The following is a 25,817-nucleotide window of genomic DNA, read 5'->3' as shown; positions in this document are numbered from 1 at the left end:
GATTTCTCTGAACAGGATAGTTACAGGCTATTTAGTCGTGCCAATATTGAAATGCTACCCATAAGCTATGGCTTATGGGTTGTCGATAGAGATACCTGTATACAAGCAATTGTTAGTAGGTTGAAGAACAGTAACAACAAGACTTAATATTTATTTAGGCTTGTTGTGTACTGGTATCTTTAACTTCTTTAGTTTCGAACAAGTTTACTTCGGCACTTGATTGGCTGACACTGTTTTTTTGTAAGGCAATATAGAGATCTGAATGCACGTAGATGCCTTCTTTACCGGATGTCATACCAGCAATTTCAAACCATGATAGTAATTGCCGCTTTCTGCCAGCAAGTTCTAATCGAATACCACGTTTTTTAAATATCACGTCTAAATCGGCGAGCATGGCCATGACACTTAAATCTAAATGGGTGAAGCAGGGGACTGCGTCGATAATAACGCATTGCGTGTCGTCTTTTTGCCGCGCATATTGTTCTAGCAAACGCCGTTTAAAGTAACCGGCATTAAAGTAAGTTAAAGGAGAATTAAAACGATAAATAAAGACTCCTTGTACTGACTTTGCTTTATCTGTGGCATCAAGGCTCCTAACAACGCCCTTAATATCAACACCTAATATATTGTCGGTAGGGCGCATTACGGTGCGAATAAACTGGAATAACCCCAATAGTACAGCGAGAGTGATGCCTGGTATTACGCCAATAAATAACACTGCGAATAAGGTGGCTAGCGCAAGGTAAAATGCTTGTTTGTCTTTACGCTTTAATAGCCAAATGGCTTTTAAGTCTAATAAATGGATTGAAGCAATAATAAGCACAACACCTAATGCTGCACTGGGAATAAATTCTAGGGGAGCGGTTAAAAATAGGGCGATAACAGCAATAATTCCCGCTGCGATAATCGACACTAATTGCGTTTTACCACCGGAATCATCGTTAACAGCTGTACGAGAGTCTGCACCACTGACAGCAAAACCTTGTGATAAAGCAGATCCAATGTTCGCAATACCTAACGCTCTAAACTCTTTGTCAGCATCTATGTCGTAACCATTTTTAGCTGCAAAACTGCGAGCGGTTAGCATCATACTGACAAAGCTGACTATTGCTAAGTTAAGTGCAGGCACGACAAGTTCACGAATAATACCAATATCATAAATAGGGGTGTTAAACACTGGAAGGCCACCGGTTACAGTGCCAATTGTGTTGATATCAAACTGCTTTAAATTAAAAACCCACACTAATATGGCACCAAATGCGATAGCAAACATAGATGCTGGCCAAGTCGGTTTTAGTCGCTTCATGGCAAAAAAAACACCGAGGGTAAACAGGGCCACTAATAGAGTAGGGATGTGGGTTTGTGATAAATAAGTAGGCACACCTCCTAATCGTTCAAGTAAATATCTGTCATCGAAGGTAAAACCGAATACTTTAGAAAATTGGCTGACAATAATCGTAATTGCAACACCGTTTAATAAGCCCATTAAAATAGGCTTAGATAAGAAGTCTGCTAATACCCCTAATTTAAATCGGCTAGCAATAAAGCACCAAAAGCCGGTCATCGCGGTCATAGTTACAACGAGTTGCCAGTGTTTAACACTGTCTCCAGCTGCAAGTGGTGTCACCACCGCAGCAATAACCGCACATGTTGCAGCATCGGGTCCGACAATCAATTGTTTGGAAGTACCAAACAAGGCATATAAAATCATGGGTAATATGCATGAATATAGCCCAACAGCGGCGTTAACCCCGGTAAGTTGTGCATACGCGATAGCAACAGGTAGAGCAACGGCGGCAACGGATAATGCAGCCCTCACATCATCAGCAAACCACTTTCGTTCATAATGAAGTAAAGTGTTTAAACCCGGCATAAAATCATACAAACGCGACAGCACTAAAGTTTCCTTATTTAATCGTAAGCACACTTGGATAGTAAATTTAATATATTAACAAGTATAGCTCAGGGGTGAGGATTTTTTTAATAAATAGCAGATACTTAGGCTTAGGACTGCTTTTGATTGAGTGTTAAGTCTGATGAAAAAGTTTAAGGTTGAGCGATATTAGCTGGTTGGTGTTATCACATTGCTAATATCATACTAGATGGTGAATAAGATAAAACCAGCGCAATGGCTTTATCTTAGAGTGTGTAAATGCCTATTGGAAACTTTTAACGTGCAGAGTATTGGTGAGCCTTTAATACTTCAAGAGAGACTACTTGTAACGATTTTTCATGGGTGGCCTCAAGTATAACCGGCGGAGCTACGTTTTCAGCAACCGCATGGTGCCAGCGCACGGCACATAAACACCATTTATCACCAGCCTTTAGGCCTGCAAAATCGTACATTGGATTAGGCGTTATCAAGTCATTGCCTTGTGCTTTTGAAAACTGTAAGAATTCTTCAGTCATGATGGCACATACACTGTGGTTACCAAAATCAGATGCAGGGACATAGCAAAACCCTTCTCGAGTGTAGCCTGTATTCCCGCAGCACAAATGCAAGCGCGTACCTAATACATTTAATTGATTGCTCATAAAACTACCTTGTTATAATTTGTATTGTTTTACATTCAGTCTGCTTCAGACTATGTGAAAACGTGGTGGATGAAAAGCTTATATTGATAGATAGCATGGAGATCACAAATAACATAGCCATTAAAAATATTAAACGTCAGTTCATCAAACTAATGGCGAGGCCAAAATCAGTTCAATATTCATTTATAGTTGCTTGCTGTGTAATTATTGTGCAATTGTGTTTTTGTTGGCTTGCAATTTTTACGTTTACTTTACTAGTAAAAATTTATTATGGTAACTTTGCGGCTACTATACGTTTGTCTTATATCCAGAATCTATATATATGTGAATATGGTATTTGAATAGCTTCTGATTTCAAATAAACACTTAATTGTAATTGGCAGTATAATTACAGTTTTTATAAGCTCTCGATGTATCAATACCATGGAGCTTTACATTGTTACACGTGAGGAAAAATGAGTAATCTAAGTCTGAAAAACAAGCTGTTGCTATTAGCTATTTTGCCGCTCACGCTGCTTTTAATTAGTTTAATGGCCAGCTCATATTATTTAGAGTATCAAAATCAGCAGCAAAATTTTGTATCGTTTAAAACAAAATTAATTGCTGACAAAGAAAGTTTATTAGCAACTGAGGTTGAGATAGGCCGCCAAATAATTAATTACGAACTAGCCAAGGGGACTAAAGAAGATGCAAAAAATGCATTGCGAGATCTCACTTTTGGCAAAGATGGTTACTTTTTTATCTATGATACAAAAGGCGTTAGTATTTTCCATGCTCTATTGGGTGATGCAATTGAAGGGCAAAATAAAATAGCCATGACCGATCCCAATGGTAAAAAAATAATTGTTGGATTACTTGAGCAAGCAAGACAAGGTGGCGGTGCTTTTTATTATGATTTTCAAAAGCCTAATACAACGGGGTTAGTTGAAAAAATGGGTTATGCAGCGATGGTTCCTGGTACAGATTGGATGCTAGGAACGGGCGCTTATATGGATGATATTGAAGCTGAGCTAACAAAGTACCAAGCAACAATACAAGCTCATATGAATGAAAAAGTAACGACCCTGTTATTAATTGCATTATTTTGGGTGATGTTGACGGTGTTTTTTGCCTTAATTGCGGCAAACAATATGGTAAAGCCTATCCAAAATATGGTGCAAAACTTAGATGATATAGCAAAAGGCGAAGGTGATCTGACTAAGCGCTTAGAAGTGCATAGTAATGATGAAATTGGTCAATTGGGTAATTCATTTAATGTGTTTGTTAGTAAACTACATAGCATTATCACCAATGTGGCAGATGTAACTCGTGATGTAAAAGATTCATCAAATGATATCAATACACAAACACAGTTAATTGAAAATCAGTTAGTAAACCATAATCATGAAACTGAGCTGGTAGCAACGGCGATCACCGAAATGTCAGCAACATCTCAGGAAGTCGCGCAAAATACCACACAAGTGGCGGTATCAACCCAGTCAGCCACGCAAGATGTTGCCAATGCTCAAAAATGTGTAGATGTTTCTTTAGAAGAAGTTTCAAATTTAATGAGTGAGATTAATCAAGCTGCTGAACAGGTTAATTCATTAAGTGAACAATCTAAAAAAATTAACAGTGTATTAAGTGTTATCGGTGGCATTGCTGAGCAAACTAACTTATTGGCCCTTAATGCGGCTATTGAAGCTGCAAGGGCTGGCGAGCAAGGCCGTGGTTTTGCGGTTGTAGCTGATGAAGTGAGAAGTTTAGCCAGTCGTACACAAGAGAGCACGTTAGAGATTAATGAAATGCTTAATGAGTTACATACGCTAGTCACAGCAGCGGTAAAGGCAATGTTGGCAAGCCAGCAAAGCTGCAATCGCTCAGTTGAGTCATCTCGCGCAATTTCTGAAAGTTTAGGGGCGGTAACCAGCTCGGTTACCACAATTAACGATATGAGCACGCAAATAGCTACAGCTGCCACAGAGCAAAGTAGTGTAACTGAGGAAATTAACCGTAACGTTTTTGCGATTCAAGAAATCGTTAATGAGCTAACACGTTCAATTAAAACAACCTCATCAGTTAGTCATCACTTAGCTGGTCGAGGGGAGAGTTTAGGCAATTTAGTAGGTCAGTTTAAGATCTAATATAAACAAAAAGTGGCGACATTATTGTTGATCAGTAATAAATAAAGATCAGGCTTTAAATAGCCCGATCTTTGACTTTAAATATAAATGAGTCAGTTTAAACTGAACACAAAACCGCTAGATTAGCTGCTGAGTTTGCCCGTTGACGACTCTAAGTGTGCACGCACAAACCATTGAAACTGTTCTAAATCGGCAAGTTGGCTAATTAGCATATCCTCAGATACCGGATCGAGCTCTGATAGCTTGCCAATCGCACTTCGGTGATCGCCATTAATCCCATTATATACTTTATCAAGCGCAACTAAGTGATCTTTTACCAAGCCCTTACCAATTGAGTAATCTTGCCATGAACGACGATCAACTATCGATTTTGGAGTACCAACTGGAACTCCGCCCAACGTAGCGATTCGCTCGGCGATGGTGTCGGTCATTGCTCTGATCACTTCAACCTGAGGGTCGAGCATTTCATGCACGCCAATAAAATTTGGGCCAACTACATTCCAATGAATATGTTTTAGAGTCAATTGTAAATCGATCAGTGCGACCATGCGGTTATCAAGTGTAGCAATGGTATTTTTTGCAGATTCTTCATTCATACCTGGGGCAGTAAATTCAGCGATTTTGTTTGTTTCGTTATTGTTACTCATTATTCCTCCTGATTTATAAGGAATGTTCACAGCGTCTAATAAAGTCTATGAACATGCGTTAGTTTATATAAAGCAATGGTTGTGCCGATAAAAATTATTTTTTAAGTTGCTGATATTTAATGTTTTGTATTTTTTTCAAAGGAGGGGGATGAAAGCTTTCTTTGATATGCCATGAAAAATATGCACTTTTTTGTAAAATCTGCAAAACAAAAGGTGCTGTTACGTGTTAGCGAATTGCTTACTATTAATAATAACTGAGATGCAGGAGTGTATTGTCATTGTTGATTAATCATCACTTACATATACTCAACTCATCTTGTTATTAAAGGAGAAGTGCATGTTGAGATTTTTTTCTATCGAGCAGGGGGTGATCAAAGAGTTAGAGCCTTCATCCGATACCTCTCTTGAAGTATCAATCAGAAATGCACACTGGATTGACACAATCAACCCAACGGAAGATGAGCGAAATACGCTCGCAAAAACGCTCAATATAACTTTTCCTGAGTCAGGGGATGTGCAAGAGATTGAAGCTTCATCGCGATGTTTTATCGACAATGAAGGCTTGCATGTGCATGCATTGTTTATGTCGCCCAATGAAGGACGTTTTAATACGGTAACAGTTGCCTGTTTACTACAGGATAACTGTTTGCTGACCATTCGCGATGACGAGCTGGCTGACTTTCGATTGTTACGCTTAAGAGCACGTAAAGGTCAAGTAATGTGTGATACGCCAAAACAGTTATTGGTTACATTATTCGATCAAAAAGTCGAAAACCATGCTGATATGCTCGAGGATATGCATCATCAGTTAGAGAAGCTCAGTGCATATGTACTAGAAGAAGATGACTCTGATCTAGAAGAAGCGGTTAGTCGTATCGCGCGTTTAGAGGATGCGAATGGGAAAGTGCGTTTGTGTTTAATGGATACGCGGCGCAATATTTCGTTTTTAATACGTCGTTTAGGTGTACAAAATGAGGATCGCGAATCACTACGAGAAATTGTACTTGATATAGATACGCTAATGTCTCACTGTACCTTTTTGTTTGATAAGGTGAACTTTTTGATGGATTCAACACAAGGTTTTATTAACATTGAACAAAATCAAATTATCAAAACCTTCTCTATTGCTTCGGTGGTTTTTTTACCACCTACCGTAGTCGCCAGTGTATATGGGATGAACTTTAATATAATGCCTGAGCTGCAATGGGAATGGGGTTACCCATTTGCAATTGGCATTATGTTGCTATCGGGCTTTGCCCCTTATTTATTTTTTAAACGCAAAGGCTGGCTGTAGTGTGTGCCAATGACTACTTGGCATACACTATTATACGAGTTTATATTCATTTTATACGGATAGCGGTCTTATTATCACCTTGCATTAAGATAATAAAGCGGCCGCTAGGCGCACAAAGTCGGACGAGGTAAGTATACCCACGAGTTTATTTTTTTCAGTGATCACAGGCATGCAACCATGGCGGTTATCAACAAAAAACCGAGCAACATCTTGCAGTGGTTGGGTTGCTAGTACAGTGGCAAAATCGGTTGCCATAATAGTGTGTATTTTCGTTTGTTTTTCCTTTCGTTCAAGTGCGCTAGGACTGTAATTAGCCATAATATTCATCACTTGGGCAATCATGATTTTTTGTGTCAACATACCCACTAGTTCGCCATTGTTATCAATTACCGGAATATGGCGGATATTTTTTTCCTTCATTAGATTATGTGCGTCGTGTAGGGTGTTTTCTGCACTTACGGCAAATGGATCTGATGTCATTAAATCTGCAACTGTTTGGCTCATTTTGGCTCCCGTGAAATCACTAACTAGAACTTTGGTTAAAAGGTTTACTAAAATAGCTACTGGAGATAGATGGATTATCCAGAGCTCATATTATTAATCATTCTAGCCTTATTTTTTCTTATTGCACTTTATCAAGATCAAGGCTTTGGTTTTTTGTATAGGAATAGTTTTTAGCTTGGTCATCAGCTGATTTAGATTAATAGCCACTGGAGATATATTTACTCTCCGAAGCTCAGATTATTTATCTTTATGCGAAAAATTATCCCTTAGTGTACCAACCCAGTTTGAAAATTTATGTATCGCCGAGTTGCCTTTGCCCAGTAGCTCATGCATTTCTGCTTCAAAATGGGTTTGTTCTTTACTACTTGGCTCTGGTAATGGCGGTAAAATATGAGCAAAGTAGGTTTTATCAAGCAGGCGGTGTAATAACCGCTCGCCAATAAAGGGCTTGCCGCTGTTGAGCGTTCTAGCTCCTTTAATTAGGTTACGAATATCATATTGGGTTGGGCTAATGTCGGGCACTTGTTTAGGGATATTAAGTAACTTATATACCCCAATACGTGCTGTACGAATAGAGGCCTCCATCGTGAATATAATATCGTTGTGGGTTTCAACAAATTGACCAATCAAACCTAAGTTTGTACAACCTTCAGGAACTGAGGTGGGTCTGTCACCAGCTGCACGAGTCATAAATTGAGCTGTGATATAAGGCATTAGCGCTGTACGTATCTTGGTATTGGCAATGATTTCATCAAGCTGCTGTTCAATGCCCAAATGGTAGCAAAGCTCCGTAATTATTTCTTCACCGCTACATTGTGGCATTGTTTTAACGATACGATTACCTTGTTTGTCCATTAATAAACCATAGACCCAAAGTACTAACGTATCATCGGGTTGATCTGGAAAATGAGGTTGGCGGTTACACGTTACACTCAATAGCCAGTTAGAGTCTGTAAAAGTAATAATGCCGCCAGTTACCGTGCGACCAGAGTAAGGATCGTTTACTGATAATGTTTTTAGCTTATCTATAAGTGGGGATGGCTTGCAAGTCAGTGTGGCTGACTCCCACATAGACTTATCAATATCGCCATAAAATTTTTCGGGTTTACCAAAAACAGCTGATTTCTTCGCGAGGTTTTTCCATAAATTCCACCCGCTATTTTCGCCGGGATCATGTTTTTCACAGTTCAGTTCGGGCACATTTTGCATGTCGCCATAAGCTGTATGCTCTGTCATTGAACCCGTTAGTGCATAAACTAAATCGTCTGAAGCAACGTTAATATGCTGTGCTTCACCTTTTACAGTGGCATGGATCCCCGTTACGGTTTTTTTATTACCAGTAAATGTTATATCCAGATCGTTTACACGGCTTGCAAATTGAAAATTTACGCCTTTGTCTCGTAATAAATTAGCAAGCGGTTTAATAAAGGTATCGTATTGATTATATTTAGGAAAAAGTAAAACAGACATGTCGGCAAAGCCATCAATAGAATCAAGAAAGCGATGCAAATACAGTTTAGTTTCTAACAAGCTATGACAATTTTTAAAGGCAAACATAGTACGAAATAAAAACCAAAAATTGCTTTGTAAAAAACCTTTGCTGAAATAGTCTTCAATGCTGAGATCGTCAAGCTCTTCTTTGCGCTTGAGCATTAAACGGATCAGCTCCCATTGCTGGGCTTTATTCAGGCCAAAGTCACTTGCATCGAGTATCTCACCGCATTTATTTATTAAACGGGCTTGTGAGTAATTAGCGTCGTTATCATTAATTAAACGGTACTCATCAAGCACAGAATAGCCTTCGGGCAGTTCAACAGCGGGAACGTCTTGAAACAGATCCCACAAGGTGTCGTAATTCCAGTTCATTTCACGGCCACCACGAATAATATAGCCGTCATCAGGGTTACCCGCGCCATCCATTGAACCGCCTTCAATATCCATTTCTTCCAAAATGGTAATATTTTCAGCGCTCATATGGCCATCACGAATAAGATAAAATGCCGCTGCTAGGCCACCAATACCTCCACCAATGATCCAAGCATTACGTTTTTCTATACCGGGTGTAGGCAGCGTTTTATGACGTGCATAAGGAGCAATAAAATCATGAGGGGGCAAGGTATTAAGTGGTTTATTGCTCCAAAAATCAGCCGTTGCGTCAGCTTCATGTTGGAAATTACTTGCTGCGGTTGCAGAAATATTAAACTTCGCTATTGCTTTATTCGTCATTAGCCATCCCTTTTCATGAATATAGATAAGTGTCAGTACTGTTTGCAAGTCTCTCCATAATTGCACGAGGCAAGCATAGTCAAGTTGCAGTAGATCAAAGTTTTAGTTCGCGAGGGGTTTATAAGTTAGCTGCTGGAAATTGATTTGTTATCCGAAATTGAGGTTAACAATGGCAACTTAACCAAGTTGCCATTGTTAAGGCGTTTATTTGTTTTATTACTCACAGCATACTAAAAAGTACCGAGGCGACTAACAATACAGCCATAATAATATTGAATGCTCGTAGGCGCTTGCGATCTTTTAGCCATACTTGTAGCCTTTGTCCGACTAACGTCCATGAGCAGACACAGGGTAAATTAACTATACCGAAAATAAGGCCTACAAGTACCACTGCGCCAATTCCTTTGGATGGGGCATAAACACTTACTGCACTTAATGCCATAGTCCAGGCTTTCGGGTTAACCCATTGAAATAAAGATGCTTGTACAAAAGAAAAAGGTCTAGTATCGCTATTTTTAGCACCGATAGGAGTTTTATTACTGGCAATTTTATAAGCAAGATAAAGCAAATAAGCCATGCAAAGCACTTTTAATAGCTGGTAACTCCATGGAAAAAAGTCAAACAATTGCATGACACCTAAACCAACCAATACGAGCATGATCACAAAGCCAATTGTTACGCCGAGTAAATGTGGCAATGAACGTTTAAAACCAAAGTTAGCGCCTGAGTTCATTAACATCAGGTTGTTAGGACCTGGGGTGATGGAAGATACAAGTGCAAATAATGCTAATGCTGATACCAATTCAATATTCATTTATAGTTGCTCAGTTGATAATGATTGTGCAATTATATTTTGTATGGCTCGCAATTTTTGCGCTTATTAATCTATTATAAATTTACTTTAGCAACTTAATATGAAAAAAGATCGAATTAACGACAGGATATTGCAAGAATTAAAGCGCAGTGGTCGAATTGCCAACGCTGAACTTGCTGATTTGGTTGGTTTATCCCCATCAGCATGCTTGCGCCGTGTACAAGAGTTAGAAAAAGCAGGTGTGATCAAAGGCTACCGAGCAGTTATTAATAATCAAGCGTTTGGACTTGGTTTTGTCGCGTATGTGGGGGTGGGTTTAAATGAGCACTCTACGAAATCACAACGAGCTTTTGAACAAGCACTTGAGTTTATTGATGAAGTTAAAGAGTGCCATAATGTCACAGGAGCATTTGAATATTTACTTAGAGTAGAAACCGCTGATATTAAGTCTTATAAAGCATTCCATGCTGATGTTTTAGGATCAATCCCACAGGTACGAACGATCACTTCGCATGTAGTGATGGACTCACCAAAAGATGAGCGGGCGTAAATGCTAGCGCCAACGGTGCGATGCCACTTTTAATTTTATGCTGAGTCCTTGCTTGGTGGTTTATGTCACTTTATTTACCCAACAAGTAGCAGTAAACAGGCTACTTGTTGGGTTTGATATGCGCTCAAAATTGAGGTTAAAGCACGTTTAATTAAAAGTAACTATCATCGCTGATACGCAGTGCCATACAATCGCTGTGGCCGTTTATAATCATGCTTTTATCAACGCGTACGCCAGCACCAGCGTATTTACCTGCTGCGGTAAAACTACATATTTGCACAAAGTAATCAGCTACTTTAGGAAGGGCAAATAACTGCTGGTATATTTGCTCTTGAGAGGCAAAATGACCCGTTGTTTTTTCTATTACGTGTTGTTGTTCATCAACGAGTTGAATATTTGCACCGCATCGACCAACAATCGGTTTAACGACATAGCCTGTTTGCAATAGTTCATCATTTAAATCAAATGCAGTATTGAGTAAAAACGGATGATTTGGAAATAAACTCCACAGTACTGGCAAAATTGCTTTATTACTGGGTATTAATGTCCACAGCGGCTCAAAAACCATCACATTTTTACGAAGTAATACATCGACCAAACGTGGGGTTTTACCAGATTGCCAGTGCGGCTCAAAATCATCGCTTTGGGATTGATCAGCCTCACACTCTAGTCTTATTTGATCAAGAGCGGTTTCCCATGACCATGTTTTCCAAACGTAACTGAGTTTTTCGCCATCAGCGTCAACAATATTACCCGCTGCGTCCCAGTGTAAATCAGTCAAACCAATGATTACTTTGCACTCAAAACCAGCGGCTTCAATAGCTTCTTTCATAAACAATGCATGGTAATGTTCTTCTGGCTCATCATCTTGCAATATATGGACAAGGCCGTTTACTTCACTTTTTCGCCATGCCCTTACTAAATCTTTAAATAAATCATGGCCGGCATCAATACCCGTTTTAACACCAAAGTGTTTGGCCCATTTACCTTGTACTTTGCCACTTTCCATATAGCACGATGCTGAATCGCAGTTGTATTCATAGACTTTCAAGCCTGCGGGAGTTAATGCAAAATCAAATCGACTGGTGATCAGTTGATTTAAGCGATTATCCCATGATTGGCGAATCTTATTGAGCACCGCATCGGGTAAATTAAACTTTTTTAATAGCTCAGGATGCTGCAGTACATAGTCTGTTGCATGCATAAACAAGCCATGTAATTCATTGGTAGCATGTTCAATAGTTTGTTGAGCGGTTTTTGAAATTGTAAAATAATGATGTTGATCAGCATTAACTGAAGTCAATTTATGCCCTTGCATCATTTCTACGTAGGCTGCTTCATCGTCATTGGCAATGTTAAGCCATGACTTAGTGGCTTGCCCATAATCAGTTGCATATTGGGCTTTTATGGCAAACAGATCAGTGTTTATTTCAGGCGTAGGTTCACTAAATTCGCTGTACTCAGTTTGTGTCATCCAGCCTAAAATAGTGGCGTCACTGTAAGAGCACTCAATCCAGTAGTCACCTTCTTTTGTGACTTTCGCTTTGAGTTCGCGACACCACTGTTGATCTTGCGGCCATAGCTGATGGGCCACGTTTTGTTCAGCAAGACGAATTTTATCCTGATGTACTTCAACCACCACCGCAACATGGCCAGTTTCTTCAAATTCACCGCCTTCTTCCCAAATGAGTAAACTTCCTACCACTGGGTGGTGTTTTGCACCATTACGAAATGCTTGTAAAGGCAACCTGGTTTGATTGTTTATGTCACGCACTGAGCGTAGCTCAAAAATATCGTAAGCCATTGCAACATCATCAAAAATATAGCCATGATTGAGATACATCCAGCGTCGCGCAAATTCAACACATTGCCATTTATAGCCCATGTAAATACCATCGAGGTAACTACGATAGGCGCTACGGTTAGGATAAATTGTTTCGTCAGCTGTATCGTAATCAGACGAATAAACAGCAACATTACCAGGCGCATAACCTAATAATTCACCAAACTGACTGACAGGAACGCGGGATTTAATAGACAAAGTAATTCAAAATTAAGGAGTGATAATTTGCAGACTATAGGAGTGAATAAGGCCGATAGCAAGATAATAAATATAATCTTTCAGGCATTTTATATGTTGCTGCTAGATGCATAGACCAACCGTTATTGCGTATTACAAAGAGCTCATTAATCACTTAATTATCATTTAGTTGATTTACGTCTTTATTGTCCCCATATTAACTAAAAACAGTCATTAAAGGGAAGTTATGCGTCATTATCCATTATATAAAATTGATGAAAAATGTTTACGTCGCTTAGGTCAGGGAGTTTTAAAAACTTATAATTTAAATAAAATTATAGGTTTAGATACTGAAAAAGCAATCGCTAAAGAGTGTGAAGACTTACTTGCGCTGAATGAAGATTGTAATGCAGAGCATTTTGCCGAGCTTCGTCAAAGGCGGGCAATTAGTGACAGCGTGCCAGATGATGATCTATACGCGCAAGTTGTAGAAGCTGATGATGGTAGCTTATTTATAGTCAGTGTTTGTCGTAATGATGATGACGAGACTATGTTTGAAGTGTTTAGTGAGCATCCGTTATCAGAACCATTACTTGCACAGCTGGTCCGCTATATTAGTAAGGTATTTTGCTGGTGTACGCCTAGATATATTTGTGTATGGCCAGCACCAGGATCAATACCAGCCAAACAACTGCTAAGTTTGGCCGGTAGCCGCGCTGTTGATTCATTGTTAGCAGCACAAGATCCTAAACTGACTGTTGATGAATTACTCTGTGCAGATATTGCATTGCAGCCGTTTGAACTTGATAAAGATTGGCCTTGGTATGAGCGTGACTATACTCAGTTTTTAATGCAGCATCCTGAAATGGCAACAATAGTACCAATTAGCGAAAAAGACGATATCAGCGAAGCTATTGCAGCCGGATTGTGCAGCGCGGCGTTTTATAGAGGCAAGCCACTGGGTATGATAATGGCTGAGTCGAGCGATGAGCTAGGGTTTAACGGTTTACTAATCAGTGATATTTTTATTACTGGGCAATTTAGAGGACAGGGCTTTGCATCCCCAATGCAGCGTTTATATTATCAACAGCATATGCAAGGTTTTGAATTTTTCTTTGGTTACATTCATGCTGATAATAAACCTTCGTATAACAATGCACTTAAACAAGGACGAGAGTTGCTGCGCCAAGAAGTGTACCTTCCTGCGCATTTATTTTTATAGTTGTTTTGCTATTAATTTCAAAAAAATTAATCAGCTAGAGTAAAAACTTGGTGTTGTCTTGTGGCAATATAGTGGTAATTAAGCTAGCCTTTTTATGGTTATTAGTTTTATTAAGTATGATATGAAGCCTAAACGTTTGACTCGTTATTTGCCGCTTAATTCATTAGTTATGTGCTTGGCAGCTTTGCCAAGTTTTTCATATAGTAATGAGCAAGATACTAACCTATTTGAGATCCCGCTTGAGAGCTTACTTAACATTGAAGTTGTGAGCCCTTCACAAACCGTAAAAAAGATAAGCCAAGCGCCGAATATTATTAGCTCAGTTAACGCCACTCAAATTGCAAGTATGGGCGCGCGAACGCTATCAGATATATTGAAAATGTTGCCTGGCGTACAAATACTATCGCGGCGAAATGGCCGAGACATGGTGTGGATCCGAGGCATTCCATCAGGTCGAAACAGCAAAGTAATGTTAACTATTGATGGCGTACCTCAGCGGGAAGGTTTAATTGGAGGCTGGTCTCCTGATGAACAGATACAAATAAATAATATTGAGCGAATAGAAGTTATCCGCGGACCAGGATCTGCGTTATATGGTGGTGATGCATATTCAGGTTTGATTTCTATTTTTACGAAAGCAAAAGCGCCTGAACGAACTCTCATCTCAGCAGGGGTTGCCAGTTACGATCGTAAATCAGCTACTATCAATACGGGGAAAGAGTTTGCGGGCGGAACATTTGTTTTGTCAGGGCGACTCTTAGATAGCAAAGGCTATCCTCAACAATATGACCGCAACGGTTTTGCATCAACGCATGATAATAATGTTGATGCTAAAAGTCTGGGAGTGTCTTTACGCAATGAGCAGTGGCAATTTGGTATAAATTATGATGATTACACGACAGAGTATCCTCATTATTCGTCAAATCAATATAAATCTCAACGCTATCAAACACTCAGTGCGCACATCCAAAATAAACTTAGCTTTGATAAATTATCGATAGAAAATCAATTGTATACCTACAAGGTGAAGCGCTACTTTGAACGTACGATTACCGATCTGCAGGGCAATATTGATTTTTATTCTGACTCAGACTTGGATTCCACATCAAATGGTGTGCGCAGTCAGTGGAGTTACGCGTTTAATCCAAATCACCATGCTATTGTGGGGCTGACCTTTCAACAACGTCAAGTTGGTGAATATCATGAGACGATAAAAAAACAAAACGCGGTAGAAGTTAATGAGTATGAATCAAGGGTGATTCGAGATGGTGACTTAACACCATCAAGCCATAATCGGGCTATTTACTTTCAACAAGAATCACTATTTTTTGAGCAACGCTTAGGATTGACGGTTGGTGTGCGGGTTGATGACTACCCTGAGTTCAGCTCAGAAACTTCTCCGCGGATTGCTGTGACTTATCAAGGTAATGAACAGTGGTCTGGTAAATTGATATGGGGAACGGCTTTTCGAGCGCCTACTTTTTTACAGCAATATGAAGTGCGCAGTGACAATAATATATCAGGAAATCCAAATCTAAATCCTGAACAAATAGAGACATTTGAAGGTGAGTGGGTTTATCATTTTTCAGCTAATAATAATATTACTCTGCGCGGGTTTAGCAGTTATTTGAGTGAGTTTATTCAGTCTGTAAATGGTAAGCCTTACGAAAATAGCAGTGAGCAATTACACGTTCCTGGATATGAAGTTGAGTGGAATAATCAATATTATGCAGATTGGTCTCACTTTAACCGCATTAGTACTTCATTTAATTATACCCGAGTTAATTCAGAGCAAGCGTCATTGGCAAAAGATACATTAAATTGGCTGCTGTTTATGGAGGATGAGCAATTTTCATTTTATGCGGGAATTAATTACCTTAGTCGGCGTAACCAAAGCCTAAGCTATCATACCAGTGTAAAAGTGCCAGAAATTGCACAACGAGATAATAAAGGTAGCTACTGGACTTTGGATGCTCACTTGAGTTATCGCCCTAGTAAGCAAAGTGCGTGGCAATGGACTATTGGTGTAAAAAATATGTTTGATAAACAGCATTATAACCCTACCTATGCGCCAGATAGCTACTATGACGTAAGGAAAGAGCCACAAAGTTATGAAATGAGTGTGGCATTGTCATTTTAATAGGATGACCTGCTAGGTTATTTAAAACAGTTAATGCAAAGCGGGTTATCAAGGTGCTTTTTAAATTCAATGTTTGCTGATAGCCATGTTGAAGGCTAACTTGCTTGTATGGTCCTGGGCAACACTTGTCCTGCGCATAGATATAAATATTGACTTCATCCAATATAGAATATTGCAATATCTCTCCTGATTTTTATCTAAATATGCACAGCTTTAGGTCTAAAAATAAATCCTAACAGAGGTAATAGTTAACTTTAGAGCGAAGTTTTTTAATTTGTTGAAATAGTTTTCCTCTTTCGTCGGTCTTTGCATGTGGGCACTAATAATCAATAATCATTTCAAGAGGTCGTGAGTAGGATGACTAAAGTTAAACGCAGTAGGTTGGGTATGCCAGCGATACTTTATCGAGGTAGCTTATTACTAGGGTCGATGGCTGTTTTTGCAATGGCGACACTTTATTTTGCAGGCGCATTTAATCGTGATGCAGTAACAGCACAAAAATTTGTTGATTTGCAGCAAGGTGACACACTACATGCCGGTTTTCGTCGTGCGCATGCTAAGGGTATATGTATAACGGGTAATTTTGAATCAACAGGGGCACTATCTTCTTACTCGGTCGCAGAGGTGTTTAAAAAGGGCAGTACGCCATTTTATGGGCGTTTCTCAATTGCAGGTAATAATCCAACCGCGCCAGATTTAAAAGCACCGGTGCGCAGTCTAGCATTTGCAGTAAACAGTGGCACAGTCGATGAATGGCGTGTTGCTATGAATACGCCTCCTGTAATGGCAGTTGCTACACCTGAGGCATTTTTTCAGCAATTGCAGGCATTATCACCGGATCCTATAACAAAACAACGAGACCCAGAAAAAATAACAGCGTTCTTTAAAGCACATCCAGAAAGTAAAGCATTTAATGATTGGAAAGCTGACTATGTGCCTGCCAATAGTTTTGCCGCTGAACGTTATCACAGTATCAATGCGTTTTATTTACATAATGAGCTAGGTGATAAACAAGCTGTGCGTTGGGTTGCGCGTCCGCACAAAGCGACAAATAATGCTGCGATGCTCGATACGTCATCGGCCAACGCACTTCAACAAGAGTTGGCATCACGTTTAGATCAAAACGCTGTTAAATTTGATTTAATTTTTACCTTAGCGGCGTCTAATGATGATGAGAATAATCCAACCATACCGTGGCCCTCAGATAGACAGACGATAAATGCTGGCACATTATCAATCGTTTCTTGGCACAACCAAGAAAACGCAGCCTGTGGCGACGCAAACTTTGATCCGTTGGTGTTACCGCAGGGCATGAGTGCGACAGCCGATCCGATTTTACGTGCGCGTGGCGCCGCGTATGCGCAGTCATATCGTCGTCGTGCAAAAGAAACATTGTTAGGTGCTAAAGTTAGCGCAACAAACGGAGGTGAATAATGTCAGCAAATAAGGGCTACTCAGCAGGCAGTCGGTTATTACATTGGGTGATGGCGCTGATGTTAATATCGATGCTATTTTTAGGGTTATCAATGGTACAAAGCTTGGCCGTTTGGCAGGTTGAGGCTGTCACCTTACATAAATCTACCGGTATTTTAGCGCTCATTTTAGTTGTGCTGAGATTAATAAATAAAGTGTACAGCTGCACGCCTACTTTACCCACTGAGTTACCTAGGTTGCAGCGGTTTGCAGCTCATATCACTCACTTTGGGCTTTATTGCGCGATGATACTGATGCCGCTATCTGGCTGGTTAATGCAAAATGCGGACGGGCGTGTGGTGCAGTTTTTTGGGTTATTTCAGTTACCTAATTTGTTTGACGCTGATATTAAATACTTTGCATTTTTCCGAGAAATGCATGGCATTGTAGCTTGGTTGTTTTTAGCAATGATTTTTATGCACATCAGTGCCGCGCTTTATCATGGTTTAATCAAACGTGATGGCGTTATGAGCGCAATGCTGACAGGCAAAAAGTAGCTGTAATAAAGCTCACTTAGGTATTCATTCCAAGAAAAAGGCCAGTTTTACTGGCCTTTATGCATTTTAGTTTATTCATAGCTGCGGGCTTTTTTGGTTTTAATTACGGCAATATAGCCGTGCCAGCTGGCATAGCTAAGTAGTGGCATAATAACTATAAAACCAGTAGCACCAGTGACAAAACCAAGGGCTACGAGTATAAAAATACATGCAGACCAAACAATCATCGCTGAAAAGTTGGTTTTAACGGCATTCATTGATGACATAACCGCGGTCATTATATCGACCCGTCTTTCCATCATAATTTGTGGAGTAAATGCTGAAATAGCAAATACAGTAACCAGCAAAATTCCGCCGATAATGGTACCTAAAGTTAAAAAAGCGGAGAGTTCTTCAAATGTAGGATTAGCATGACTGGGGTAAAGTGCATGAACTATCGCTGCCAGACGCATCCATATAATCATTATTACCATCAGTAAAATTGCAAATCCCCATTCACCGACCGGATTTCTGAACATTGATTTTAGAGAATGGCTAAGTGTCGGTGTGTGGCCTTTTTCTAGCTCCCAAGCAACATCATAGAGACCGACCGCAAATACCGGGCCGATCAGAGCAAATGCGACACTGGCTGGTAAAACAACTAAGTAGCTGTCAGTGAACACCGCGAAATAGACAATTGCCAGCGGGATCAGAGTGAAAACAATCCCATAAATCAAGCTTAAAATAGGGGCTCTGGCCATATCTTTAAAGGCCAGTGCCAGCCAATGAAATGCTGCAAAAGTGCTGACCTTATTGCACTCTAAACAGCGCGCAAATTCGGAGTGTTTATCTATTGTGTTTGTTGACGGCATAAGGAGCTTCCTCTAAAGGCTACTCTTAAGGTTTAGAACATGTAGCCATTATTTACAAATTTTAAAGAACTTTTTAGCCTGGATTACGAGTACTAATTACTAAATTATTAAAAACTAATTAATTAGTTGATAGATTGAGTTGGGCACGCTATAGTATTTAAAACTAATTAATTAGTAGAACTTTAAAAAGGTTAAATACGATGGCTAGAAATAAATCAAATCAGCTTACCGATGGTGAGCAAAGTATTATGGAAGTGCTTTGGGAAAGTGGTGAGGCGTCTGTGCGCGATATAACAGATGAACTATCAAAGGAAAAAAAAACCGCTTATACCACAGTACAAACGTTATGTAAGATCCTTGCTGAAAAAGGCTACGCCGACTTTAGAAAAGAAGGAAAAGCGTTTATTTACACACCAAAGATTACTCAAAAAGAAGCGCGGCAAAGTGCATTAACTTCGATGCTGAATAAGTTTTTTGGTGGCTCACCTAAGGTATTGGCACAGCATTTAATGCAAGAGACTGACATTGATCTTGATGATTTAGAAGCATTACAGCGTAAAGTTGACCAAAGTAAAGATTAACAAACCTAGAAAAGGACGTCAGGACAATGATGATTGAATATACCTTATTAACAACGTTAGCATTTCATCACCTTGTTATTGGTTTTATACTTTTATTGGGACTTACGTTGATTAATAAATGTGTTCCATCGGGGGCTGAGTTGAAAAGCTGGTTGTGGATGACGACGTTAATTACCGCAACAGTCATCCCTTTTACCTTGATCACAACCGGGAATGAAAACGAAAATACAGAGATCAATACAACAGCGCAAACCATTGCTTCTCAACAAGATCCTAATGTGTTGAACACAGCTAGTACGGGTATTATTAATGAGCCGAATAACAGCTGGCACTTGCCTAGTGAAATCGTATTTAATTTTTCATTTTTGCTAAGTATAGCCGTATTAATCTGGCTTGCAGGCAGCGTTTGGCGAGTATTTACAGTATTGTCATCATATATTCAAACACGCTATTTGATAAGCTCAACAATTGAAAAAGCGCCACATTTATCTGCCCATATTGATACACAGGTTTATACTTCAACTAAAGTATCCTCTCCTTTAGTTGTAGGGTTTAAACAACCTAAAATTATTCTTCCAAAAAGCCTTACCGAGCAACTCAAGCATGAGCAATTACTGGCGATAGTGCTTCATGAAAACGCGCATATTAAACGCAAAGATAACTGGTTTGGTTTATTTCAAGAAGTCATCGCGATTCTATTTTGGTGGAGCCCGGTGATACCATGCTTAACAAGCAAATTCATGTAGAACGCGAAATAGCCTGTGACTTACGTGCAGTAAATGAAATTAAAAATACTCAACAATATGCGCAATCACTGATTGATTGTGCAAAATTAATGGTAATGCAGCAAAGGAGTGTTCTGGCAATGGGGCTTTTTAGTAAGAAAAAAGAGCTAAATTATCGCATTGGTGCAGTGTTAGAAAATAAGCAATTTAAAAAGCCAAGTATCGCTGTAATTGCTTTGGTGTGTGCAGTGCTCGCTGCTACAACGATTCAAGCAACGCAGGCATTTTCACCCAAAATTAGTATTAAACATACCGTAGCAGATGCCCGACATTATTCACTGTTACCACAATTCGAGAGCACTTTATTAATTAATGCGGTCACGCGTAATGATATTGATGCGATACGTGTGCTGCGAAATGATGGGGTTGATATTAATGTACCAGTGATTGGTGATGGCACTGCGTTAATGATTGCCGTGAAAAAAAATAACAAAATAATGACTCAGGCATTAATTGACTTAGGCGCGGATGTAAATCAGTCATCAAGTGGTGATGGTAACCCGCTGATAGTTGCTGCGATGAATAATAACATTGAATTGGCTACGCTTTTACTTGATAACGGCGCTGATATAAATGCAATTGTACCGCGTGATGAAACGGCCCTTATAAATGCTGCATATTTTGGTTTTTACGATATGAGCCAATTATTAATATCACGGGGCGCTGATGTAAACTTAGCGGTTACTACAGGAGCATCTGATGGTTACCAGCGACGTACCCCCCTTAATCGTGCTCGCACAGAGTCAATTAAAGCGTTACTAATAGCTAATGGAGCACGCCAATGAATCACATATTACTTCACTCGCCCCCCTGAATGCGTTGATCTAACTTGGCTGATGAGCGAATGCAAGTCAGCCTGCGTCAAATTTATTTAAATTACTTCAATTAATTATTGATTGGGTTTCCCCCTACTTTTAGTGGGTCAACCAAACTCGCTCTGAATAAAGGAAAACAGTATGTTTACTCGTTACCAAAGAACAATTATTGAACAAAATATAAGGGGGCAACATGATATTTAATACCCCCATATTCTTTTGGTTTTTTGCCATTTTTATTTTGTTTTACGGTTTTGTTTTTTTAAAACAAAAACCCAAAGTGTATTTGATTTTAGTCGGCAGCTTAGTTTTTTATGGCGCGTGGAATTATAGTTTTATTCCCTTGCTGGTGGGCAGTGGGGTAGCCGATTACTTTATTGCTCAAGCTATATATAAAGCATCAACGCAGCAACGTAAAAAGCAATGGGTTACGTTATCTGTGGTGCTTAATTTAGGGTTATTAGCGGTGTTTCATAGCTTAGTTCTTAAGGAACACAGATCGTGTGACTCCCTATTTTAAAACGGCACATATCATTATTTTTTTCAATGGATTGACGCTTACAATTTACCGCTAGTAGCTCAAGTACACGGTTTATCTTGTGGCTGCACCGTGTTTGCTCTATGCAATCCAAAATATCATCCAACCAAAGATAACTGCACTTGCTCGCTCTAAATGTCGAGAGCGCACACTTAAACATCGTCGCTGCACTATGGCAGATAAAACGCTTGATAAGTGTTTGCAGTATGCTCAGCCAAACCAGTGATTCGGCAATGTGTGGATCTCGTGTGATAAACCCTTTAAGGTTATTCCATGACTTTAGCTCTTTGAAAAGTAACTCAATTTGCCAACGAGTCGCGTATATATCGAGTAACTCATCAAAGTTAAACTGTGTTTCTTTTAAATTGGTAACAAGGAAAACAGGGCGCTTTTCATCGGGTAGATAAATAAGCCTGTACTCGGGTCCATTTTTCTTCCAGCGTACTGTTAACTCAAGTGGCTGACTAGCACGCTTTTTGAGCAAGGTTTTGAGTTTAATATGCTTTTCTTTAAGCTCTACGCCCGCGCAATAAGCAGATGTGACGGTTGGGTTGATGTTTTTATTCGCTCTAACCAAAAAGTAGCCGCCATCTTGGGATACTTGCTCAAAGTAATCTAAGTCAAAATACCCTGCATCAGCAAGTAATAACGTATCTTCAAGTGTGTGACTACCCGGTAAAAAGGCTCGCTCAGTTTCAACATCAGGACGGATATCTATTTCGCAAGGCTGTTCGTTAAATAGGTCATAGGTAACATGCAACTCGATTGCGGCAGGGCTTACAGCAGTAAAGCGACCTGCAAAAACCGGCGCTAATTCATCATGTAGAGCCATCTTGCAATAGCACACGCTGTATTCCTCGTTGGGTAAAAAAGGTTTTATCCAGCGTGTTTACAGTCAATTTAGACATTGCTTGAATAACGAGCTCACGGACTAGCTCCGTCAAGGCTGGTTTTCGGATTTGATTATGAAAAGGTTTATAACTGATTGTGCAATCAGTCTGCGTTGTAAGGTTTTGATGGATATCTGACAAGTTAGCGTCTTGCAAGCAAGATAAGCTTTTGAATACAGCTTTGAGTAAAGAAACAATCGACAAACATCGATGACGGACTTGAAACCCAGAGGTTTTTGCAAGCGCGATTAGGTGCTTTTCTGAGATGAGGGCTTTTAATTGATTTGAAACTTGGTTAATCTGCATGTGAACTCTGTTTTTAGTCATTTTTTTATTGGCGTAACTATTTGATCATTAACAGAGTTCAACTTCAAGTTTTCTTAAGATCCAACCTATGAGCGTCAATTAACTTGGGTTTAAGTTTATAACGCATCACCTTAAACTTAATCGTAATTTGGTTTAGTGTAGTTGCCTGAATAACTTCTCATGCAACAGATGGACTTCGAAGTCTAAATGTTTGGTTTTATACGTATTTGTAATACTTCCTTTCTTTGACCACCTCACCTGGATAGGTCAAACCAGTTTTCAAATTTAAATTTAAATTTATAACCCTATGATTAATAGTTGTTTAAGTTGCTGTTGGTTTTTGTTTTTACATTGAGTGTTATTTAGATGTAAATAGTGTAATAACTTTCATTGCATTCGAATGCAAAAGGCGGTAGTTTTTATAAGTCGAAAAAATAGTCATTTAAATATCGCATTTTTAATAATTATAAATAATAAAAATTCGGTGGTGGGGAATAGCGCCCACAAATACTTAATAAAATTCATTTCAACAGGTGGAGAATTTATCTCATGGCGACGAATGTTTTATGTAAAACACTTATTTTTGCTGCTGTAAATACGGCGTTATTAGGCTCAGCATCTGTATTTTCACAAGAAGCAAAGTTAAACCCTAATAAAGAGTTGGAGGTTATTTCTGTTACCTCTACTAAGCGGGTGAAAAGTATTCAGTCGGTGCCTTTAGCAGTTACTGCGGTGTCGGCTAAAGATTTATTAGAAAATGGCATAACTGATATTTTAAGCCTTGATAGCCTAGCGCCAGGTTTAAAGTCGGGTGTGTCGGGTAGCGATGCTCGCCCCGCCATGCGCGGTGCCAGAACAGAACAAGTAGAGGCAAACGATGTTGCTATTGCGTTTTATTCTAATGGCGTTTATCGCCCTCGCCATGGGCAAGCACTTGCTGGTTTTGTAGATTTAGAGCGGGTAGAGGTTCTGCGTGGGCCGCAAGGTACGTTGTTTGGTCGTAACTCATTTGGTGGAGCAATTGATGTAATAGCTAAAAAACCAGAGCTTGATATTACCGAAGGTGGTATGGCTACAACATTTGGTAATTATGGTCATTTAAGGGGGGAAGGCTTTTTTAATGCCGCTTTAACCGATGATACCGCAGTACGCTTTACTGGGGTGCGAGAAATACGCGACCCATACGTAGAGAATTCATTTAATGAATCAGCAGGCTTAAAAGATGCTGATATGTATTTTTTACGTGGCCAAGTATTTACTGAATTTAACGACGATGTAAATTTAAATGTAAAAGTAGAAACGTGGCAGGACGAGTCAAATGGCGGCGGTGCTTTTGGTTACCATATTTTAGGTGTGCCTATAAACCCTGCGACAGGTAAAACAAGCTTATCGGCACCACTAACTCAGCGCATTGGTCGAGATGATGTGTGTGGCAGTAATTGTGGTCGTTTTGGTGCAGGCCTAGATAATGCAGCAACGCCTGGGCTTGATACTGCCCAAGGTGTATCGTCAGACCCATTTACTCAGCAGTTTGATTATAAGCCATCACGCAATGTGAGCGATGTAAGTATTAGCGCCGAGTTAAACTGGTCTCTTGAGTCGGTTGATTTAAAAGTAATTGCAGCCTCAATGGATTACGAAGAAACACGCCTTACCGATGGTGATTTTTCGACTTATGCAACCACAGTAGATGGTAACGCAATTGAATCTAAAACTAACTCGTTAGAAGTACAAGTTAGCTCTACCTACGAAAGTGATTTTGAATGGGTGGCTGGTATTTACTTATTTTCAGAGGACCTAGATAACGCTTTTTTAAATGCGAGCTACGGAGCTGTGGTTGATAATGTACCCGATACAACGCAGCCTCAAGCACTTCAATATGCACCATGGTTAAACCAAATTCAGTTAGAAACGCGATCAGCGGCGGCTTACTTTCAAGGTAACTACACATTTAGTGATGATACACGCGGTATAGCAGGTATAAGGTACACAAATGATAAACGTGAGTGGGATATCTACGGTCAAAATACCAATAATTTAAGCACGATCGATTTTTCAGAGTCAGAGGTAAAAGATGCAGATGGCGATTGGAGTAAAGTAACGTGGAAAGTTGGTATTGAACACGACTTAACAAACGATCAGCTACTATACGCTACAGTATCTACAGGCTTTTTAGCGGGTAATGCACAGGGCGCTTTTAACGGTGAAAACAGTTACGATGAGCAAACAGTAACGGCTTACGAAGTAGGCTTTAAAAGCATGCTGCTTGATAATTCATTAAGATTTAACGCCTCTTTATATTACAACCAATACGAAGATTTACTTTCTACGCGTTTTCAAAATGTAGGCGGTACGGCGGTATCATTTTTTGGTAATGCGGGCGAAATTGATGCTGCTGGTCTTGAGCTTGAAATTGATTGGCAAGCGAGTGATGCATTGCGCCTAGGTGCACGTGCCGCGTTTACAGATTCTACTTATGGTGACTTTGTTACGCCAAATGTGTTTGAAGAAGGCGGAGAGACTATAAATGGCGTAGATAACTTACTGCAACTTGACGGTAACGAAGTGCAGTTAAGTCCCAAATATAACATTACCCTTTTAGCGAGTTACGAGTTTGATTTAGGTGATAAAGGCCGCATTGTGCCTGCTACCAGTATTCAGTTATCGGATTCGTATACGACCAACGATCTACCGTTTTCGTTTGGTACGCAAGGTAGCTATCAAAAATACGATGCCAGCATTGCATGGTATTCGGCCGATAATGAATGGGCTGTACGCGCATATGTTCAAAATGCAGGTGATGAGCTTATCTTGCTTAGAACTGTGCGCTTTGGTGGTAATGTTGCGGCTGCTGACTACGCTAATCCTCGCACTTATGGTGTAAGGATAGGTTATAACTTTTAAGCCAGTTATCGCTTTTAACTGCTTTATACTCGGTTAGGGTTTAGCTAAAGTTAAATTATTAATAAAATTGGATATTATTTAAAAGGCCAGCAATATTGTATT

22 protein-coding genes are annotated in these 25,817 nt (G+C 39.6%); 12 read left to right on the top strand and 10 right to left on the bottom strand.

The window, feature by feature from the left end; genetic code table 11:
- Positions 1-154 precede the first annotated feature (154 nt).
- A complete protein-coding gene (locus tag PVK79_RS18795) occupies positions 155-1,897 on the bottom strand; it encodes a SulP family inorganic anion transporter (RefSeq protein ID WP_257323969.1) in 1,743 nt (580 codons plus the stop codon).
- Positions 1,898-2,169: 272 nt separating this feature from the next.
- Positions 2,170-2,535: a DUF2237 family protein gene (locus tag PVK79_RS18790; protein ID WP_145241802.1), complete on the bottom strand. Its 366-nt coding sequence runs from the start codon at positions 2,533-2,535 to the stop codon at positions 2,170-2,172.
- A gap of 455 nt (positions 2,536-2,990) precedes the next feature.
- On the opposite strand from PVK79_RS18790, the gene PVK79_RS18785 reads away from it, so the two are divergent.
- Positions 2,991-4,658, top strand: coding sequence for a methyl-accepting chemotaxis protein (locus PVK79_RS18785; protein WP_182731128.1), 1,668 nt, complete (start codon positions 2,991-2,993; stop codon positions 4,656-4,658).
- 122 nt (positions 4,659-4,780) lie between these two features.
- Here the strand turns inward: PVK79_RS18785 and dps are convergent, their stop codons facing one another.
- On the bottom strand, positions 4,781-5,305 hold the full coding sequence (dps, locus tag PVK79_RS18780; protein WP_145241798.1) for a DNA starvation/stationary phase protection protein Dps: 525 nt from the start codon (positions 5,303-5,305) through the stop codon (positions 4,781-4,783).
- Between the two features lie 337 nt (positions 5,306-5,642).
- On the opposite strand from dps, the gene corA reads away from it, so the two are divergent.
- Complete coding sequence (gene corA, locus PVK79_RS18775; protein ID WP_257323968.1) at positions 5,643-6,599, top strand: magnesium/cobalt transporter CorA; 957 nt, start codon at positions 5,643-5,645, stop codon at positions 6,597-6,599.
- Between the two features lie 84 nt (positions 6,600-6,683).
- Here corA and PVK79_RS18770 read toward each other — a convergent pair whose 3' ends face one another.
- From PVK79_RS18770 to PVK79_RS18760, 3 genes are all read right to left on the bottom strand, one after another.
- Complete coding sequence (locus tag PVK79_RS18770; protein WP_145240773.1) at positions 6,684-7,103, bottom strand: CBS domain-containing protein; 420 nt, start codon at positions 7,101-7,103, stop codon at positions 6,684-6,686.
- Positions 7,104-7,340: 237 nt separating this feature from the next.
- Positions 7,341-9,329 (bottom strand): oleate hydratase, encoded by a 1,989-nt coding sequence (locus PVK79_RS18765; RefSeq protein WP_257323967.1) that lies wholly within the window; start codon positions 9,327-9,329, stop codon positions 7,341-7,343.
- A 220-nt stretch (positions 9,330-9,549) separates the two neighbouring features.
- Positions 9,550-10,143, bottom strand: coding sequence for a LysE family translocator (locus PVK79_RS18760; protein WP_257323966.1), 594 nt, complete (start codon positions 10,141-10,143; stop codon positions 9,550-9,552).
- Positions 10,144-10,243: 100 nt separating this feature from the next.
- Between PVK79_RS18760 and PVK79_RS18755 the strand changes: the two genes are divergently transcribed.
- Positions 10,244-10,693 carry an Lrp/AsnC family transcriptional regulator gene (locus PVK79_RS18755; protein WP_149981764.1) on the top strand — a complete coding sequence of 150 codons (450 nt, stop codon included), beginning with the start codon at positions 10,244-10,246 and terminating at the stop codon, positions 10,691-10,693.
- 151 nt (positions 10,694-10,844) lie between these two features.
- On the opposite strand, the gene gss is transcribed toward PVK79_RS18755, so the two are convergent.
- On the bottom strand, positions 10,845-12,728 hold the full coding sequence (gss, locus tag PVK79_RS18750) for a bifunctional glutathionylspermidine amidase/synthase (protein WP_145240941.1): 1,884 nt from the start codon (positions 12,726-12,728) through the stop codon (positions 10,845-10,847).
- 232 nt (positions 12,729-12,960) lie between these two features.
- On the opposite strand from gss, the gene PVK79_RS18745 reads away from it, so the two are divergent.
- The 4 genes from PVK79_RS18745 to PVK79_RS18730 all read left to right on the top strand — a co-directional run bounded on the left by PVK79_RS18745 (position 12,961) and on the right by PVK79_RS18730 (position 18,045).
- A complete protein-coding gene (locus PVK79_RS18745; RefSeq protein ID WP_182735717.1) occupies positions 12,961-13,935 on the top strand; it encodes a hypothetical protein in 975 nt (324 codons plus the stop codon).
- A 121-nt stretch (positions 13,936-14,056) separates the two neighbouring features.
- Positions 14,057-16,075 (top strand): TonB-dependent receptor plug domain-containing protein, encoded by a 2,019-nt coding sequence (locus PVK79_RS18740; RefSeq protein ID WP_182757962.1) that lies wholly within the window; start codon positions 14,057-14,059, stop codon positions 16,073-16,075.
- 387 nt (positions 16,076-16,462) lie between these two features.
- Entirely contained in the window at positions 16,463-17,509 is a 1,047-nt protein-coding gene (locus PVK79_RS18735; RefSeq protein WP_257323965.1) for a catalase family peroxidase, read from the top strand.
- A complete protein-coding gene (locus PVK79_RS18730; protein ID WP_257323964.1) occupies positions 17,509-18,045 on the top strand; it encodes a cytochrome b in 537 nt (178 codons plus the stop codon). The genes PVK79_RS18735 and PVK79_RS18730 overlap by 1 nt, the downstream gene beginning before the upstream one ends.
- 71 nt (positions 18,046-18,116) lie before the next feature.
- Here PVK79_RS18730 and PVK79_RS18725 read toward each other — a convergent pair whose 3' ends face one another.
- A complete protein-coding gene (locus PVK79_RS18725; RefSeq protein ID WP_145240784.1) occupies positions 18,117-18,896 on the bottom strand; it encodes a DUF2189 domain-containing protein in 780 nt (259 codons plus the stop codon).
- A gap of 200 nt (positions 18,897-19,096) precedes the next feature.
- Here PVK79_RS18725 and PVK79_RS18720 point away from each other — a divergent pair, with 200 nt between their 5' ends.
- From PVK79_RS18720 to PVK79_RS18705, 4 genes are all read left to right on the top strand, one after another.
- On the top strand, positions 19,097-19,477 hold the full coding sequence (locus PVK79_RS18720) for a BlaI/MecI/CopY family transcriptional regulator (RefSeq protein ID WP_145240786.1): 381 nt from the start codon (positions 19,097-19,099) through the stop codon (positions 19,475-19,477).
- Positions 19,478-19,503: 26 nt separating this feature from the next.
- Positions 19,504-20,223, top strand: coding sequence for a M56 family metallopeptidase (locus PVK79_RS18715; protein WP_257323963.1), 720 nt, complete (start codon positions 19,504-19,506; stop codon positions 20,221-20,223).
- Positions 20,199-21,047, top strand: a complete 849-nt coding sequence (locus PVK79_RS18710; RefSeq protein ID WP_257323962.1) for an ankyrin repeat domain-containing protein — start codon at positions 20,199-20,201, stop codon at positions 21,045-21,047. Before PVK79_RS18715 ends, PVK79_RS18710 begins: the two co-directional genes overlap by 25 nt.
- A 223-nt stretch (positions 21,048-21,270) precedes the next feature.
- A complete protein-coding gene (locus PVK79_RS18705) occupies positions 21,271-21,597 on the top strand; it encodes a hypothetical protein (protein ID WP_257323961.1) in 327 nt (108 codons plus the stop codon).
- Here PVK79_RS18705 and PVK79_RS18700 read toward each other — a convergent pair.
- On the bottom strand, positions 21,563-22,447 hold the full coding sequence (locus PVK79_RS18700; RefSeq protein WP_257323960.1) for an IS4 family transposase: 885 nt from the start codon (positions 22,445-22,447) through the stop codon (positions 21,563-21,565). The genes PVK79_RS18705 and PVK79_RS18700 overlap by 35 nt on opposite strands.
- A complete protein-coding gene (locus PVK79_RS18695; RefSeq protein WP_257323944.1) occupies positions 22,434-22,811 on the bottom strand; it encodes a hypothetical protein in 378 nt (125 codons plus the stop codon). The genes PVK79_RS18700 and PVK79_RS18695 overlap by 14 nt, the downstream gene beginning before the upstream one ends.
- A gap of 549 nt (positions 22,812-23,360) precedes the next feature.
- On the opposite strand from PVK79_RS18695, the gene PVK79_RS18690 reads away from it, so the two are divergent.
- Complete coding sequence (locus tag PVK79_RS18690) at positions 23,361-25,715, top strand: TonB-dependent receptor (protein ID WP_257323959.1); 2,355 nt, start codon at positions 23,361-23,363, stop codon at positions 25,713-25,715.
- The last annotated feature ends 102 nt before the right edge of the window (positions 25,716-25,817 follow it).

Source organism: Pseudoalteromonas rhizosphaerae (assembly GCF_028885455.1).
Taxonomy (GTDB): domain Bacteria; phylum Pseudomonadota; class Gammaproteobacteria; order Enterobacterales; family Alteromonadaceae; genus Pseudoalteromonas; species Pseudoalteromonas rhizosphaerae.
This window is presented reverse-complemented; position numbering and strand designations above follow the sequence as displayed.

What these genes read in the sequence shown, in the direction of transcription:
- PVK79_RS18790 (WP_145241802.1), bottom strand. Translation starts at nt 2,535, where the DNA reads ATGAGCAATCAATTAAATGTATTAGGTACGCGCTTGCATTTGTGCTGC.
- PVK79_RS18785 (WP_182731128.1), top strand. Translation starts at nt 2,991, where the DNA reads ATGAGTAATCTAAGTCTGAAAAACAAGCTGTTGCTATTAGCTATTTTG.
- dps (WP_145241798.1), bottom strand. Translation starts at nt 5,305, where the DNA reads ATGAGTAACAATAACGAAACAAACAAAATCGCTGAATTTACTGCCCCA.
- corA (WP_257323968.1), top strand. Translation starts at nt 5,643, where the DNA reads ATGTTGAGATTTTTTTCTATCGAGCAGGGGGTGATCAAAGAGTTAGAG.
- PVK79_RS18770 (WP_145240773.1), bottom strand. Translation starts at nt 7,103, where the DNA reads ATGAGCCAAACAGTTGCAGATTTAATGACATCAGATCCATTTGCCGTA.
- PVK79_RS18765 (WP_257323967.1), bottom strand. Translation starts at nt 9,329, where the DNA reads ATGACGAATAAAGCAATAGCGAAGTTTAATATTTCTGCAACCGCAGCA.
- PVK79_RS18760 (WP_257323966.1), bottom strand. Translation starts at nt 10,143, where the DNA reads ATGAATATTGAATTGGTATCAGCATTAGCATTATTTGCACTTGTATCT.
- PVK79_RS18755 (WP_149981764.1), top strand. Translation starts at nt 10,244, where the DNA reads ATGAAAAAAGATCGAATTAACGACAGGATATTGCAAGAATTAAAGCGC.
- PVK79_RS18745 (WP_182735717.1), top strand. Translation starts at nt 12,961, where the DNA reads ATGCGTCATTATCCATTATATAAAATTGATGAAAAATGTTTACGTCGC.
- PVK79_RS18740 (WP_182757962.1), top strand. Translation starts at nt 14,057, where the DNA reads ATGAAGCCTAAACGTTTGACTCGTTATTTGCCGCTTAATTCATTAGTT.
- PVK79_RS18735 (WP_257323965.1), top strand. Translation starts at nt 16,463, where the DNA reads ATGCCAGCGATACTTTATCGAGGTAGCTTATTACTAGGGTCGATGGCT.
- PVK79_RS18730 (WP_257323964.1), top strand. Translation starts at nt 17,509, where the DNA reads ATGTCAGCAAATAAGGGCTACTCAGCAGGCAGTCGGTTATTACATTGG.
- PVK79_RS18725 (WP_145240784.1), bottom strand. Translation starts at nt 18,896, where the DNA reads ATGCCGTCAACAAACACAATAGATAAACACTCCGAATTTGCGCGCTGT.
- PVK79_RS18720 (WP_145240786.1), top strand. Translation starts at nt 19,097, where the DNA reads ATGGCTAGAAATAAATCAAATCAGCTTACCGATGGTGAGCAAAGTATT.
- PVK79_RS18715 (WP_257323963.1), top strand. Translation starts at nt 19,504, where the DNA reads ATGATGATTGAATATACCTTATTAACAACGTTAGCATTTCATCACCTT.
- PVK79_RS18710 (WP_257323962.1), top strand. Translation starts at nt 20,199, where the DNA reads ATGCTTAACAAGCAAATTCATGTAGAACGCGAAATAGCCTGTGACTTA.
- PVK79_RS18705 (WP_257323961.1), top strand. Translation starts at nt 21,271, where the DNA reads ATGATATTTAATACCCCCATATTCTTTTGGTTTTTTGCCATTTTTATT.
- PVK79_RS18700 (WP_257323960.1), bottom strand. Translation starts at nt 22,447, where the DNA reads ATGGCTCTACATGATGAATTAGCGCCGGTTTTTGCAGGTCGCTTTACT.
- PVK79_RS18695 (WP_257323944.1), bottom strand. Translation starts at nt 22,811, where the DNA reads ATGCAGATTAACCAAGTTTCAAATCAATTAAAAGCCCTCATCTCAGAA.
- PVK79_RS18690 (WP_257323959.1), top strand. Translation starts at nt 23,361, where the DNA reads ATGGCGACGAATGTTTTATGTAAAACACTTATTTTTGCTGCTGTAAAT.